Genomic DNA, 1,473 nt, shown 5'->3' on the forward strand with positions numbered 1-1,473 from the left:
CGACGGTCAGCATTAATTATGTATCAGGTTCGAACAAGAGGATCCAGTCAATGGTTCTTTCAAAAAGAAGCCTGAAAAAAGGCTCGAAAGTACTGGTTGTCGATGATTTCATGAAAGCCGGGGGAACCGTGAACGGAATGAAGAATCTTTTAGAGGAGTTCAATGCTGAAATGAAAGGCATCGGTGTATTGGTTGAATCAGAAAATGCCGAAGAACGATTAGTGGATGATTATGTATCACTATTGAAACTATCTGATGTAAATGAGAAGAATAAGCAAATTTCCTTGAAAGAAGGAAATTACTTTCAATCAAATCTGACATTCTTACCATAAAGGGAGGCAGTTACTATGCGTGTTGTTTCAACAAATCAAGCACCTGCAGCAATCGGACCATATTCTCAAGGAATCATTGTGAATAATTTATTCTACAGTTCAGGACAAATTCCATTAACTGCAGAAGGAGCGATGATTGAGGGGGATGTCGCAGCCCAGACCCGTCAGGTTTTTCAAAATCTTCAAGCTGTCCTGAAAGAAGCCGGAGCTTCACTGGAGACCGTAGTGAAAGCCACTGTATTTATTAAAGATATGAATGATTTCAGTAATATAAATGAAGTGTACGGGGAATATTTCCATACACATAAACCTGCTCGTTCTTGTGTCGAAGTTGCCCGCCTGCCAAAAGATGCCCTGGTTGAAATTGAAGTCATTGCACTCGTGAAGTAGTCTTCACGAGTGTTTTTTTGTTTTAAGGCTGACTGAATAGTCCTGGATTTGGTCATTAGGTCGAAAGAGACATTTGACTGATTAAGTGAAAAATAAAATTTTTCAAAAAATTTTACATTATAAGAAGGAATATCTGGTAAAGTCGTTGAATACATACAGTAGATTTCATCTAGGGAAAAAGGTGGTGAACAGAATGGAAGTAACAGACGTAAGATTACGCCGGGTTAACACCGATGGTCGCATGAGAGCGATTGCATCCATTACGCTGGATAATGAATTTGTTGTTCATGACATTCGTGTAATTGATGGGAACAATGGCTTATTCGTAGCGATGCCAAGTAAGCGCACACCTGATGGGGAATTCCGTGATATCGCTCACCCGATTAATTCAGGTACTCGCGGAAAGATACAAGATGCTGTGTTATCAGAGTATCACCGTCTAGGTGAGCTTGAAGAAGTGGAGTTAGAAGAAGCTGGCGCTTCCTAAAAGAATCTATTGCAACAAGAGCCTACTTCCACAGTAGTGCTCTTTTTTTCTTTTCTTCCTATTACCCTGATTTCTTCCTCTCAAAACCTCTTTTTGAAGATGTTTTCATTTGTTTTTTGAAAAGTGTGAGTTCTTTTAACACAAACAGTCTATTAAGTCATAGCGGGGATAGATGGTAATACTATTAAATAAACAATACATCCTTACCCCGGTTCCAGCGGATGAATGGAGTACAGGACGAATGCTCCTGCGGGTAAAGCAAAG

At 39.7% G+C, this 1,473-nt stretch carries 3 protein-coding genes; all 3 read left to right on the forward strand.

The annotated features are described in order from the left end of the window. Window positions 1-332, forward strand: a 332-nt coding sequence (locus HP456_RS23890) for a phosphoribosyltransferase family protein (RefSeq protein WP_281358134.1), incomplete at its 5' end; no start/stop codon positions are given. A gap of 15 nt (window positions 333-347) precedes the next feature. Next, a complete protein-coding gene (locus tag HP456_RS23895; protein ID WP_172255665.1) occupies window positions 348-722 on the forward strand; it encodes a RidA family protein in 375 nt (124 codons plus the stop codon). Between the two features lie 193 nt (window positions 723-915). After that, complete coding sequence (gene spoVG, locus HP456_RS23900) at window positions 916-1,209, forward strand: septation regulator SpoVG (protein ID WP_172255667.1); 294 nt, start codon at window positions 916-918, stop codon at window positions 1,207-1,209. Window positions 1,210-1,473: the final 264 nt, after the last annotated feature.

The sequence above is a fragment of the Bacillus haikouensis genome (assembly GCF_013179555.1).
Classification (GTDB): domain Bacteria; phylum Bacillota; class Bacilli; order Bacillales; family Bacillaceae_B; genus Rossellomorea; species Rossellomorea haikouensis_A.

Bases quoted from the DNA above. Each gene is read 5' to 3' on its own strand.
- HP456_RS23895 (WP_172255665.1), top strand. From the start codon at position 348: ATGCGTGTTGTTTCAACAAATCAAGCACCTGCAGCAATCGGACCATAT.
- spoVG (WP_172255667.1), top strand. From the start codon at position 916: ATGGAAGTAACAGACGTAAGATTACGCCGGGTTAACACCGATGGTCGC.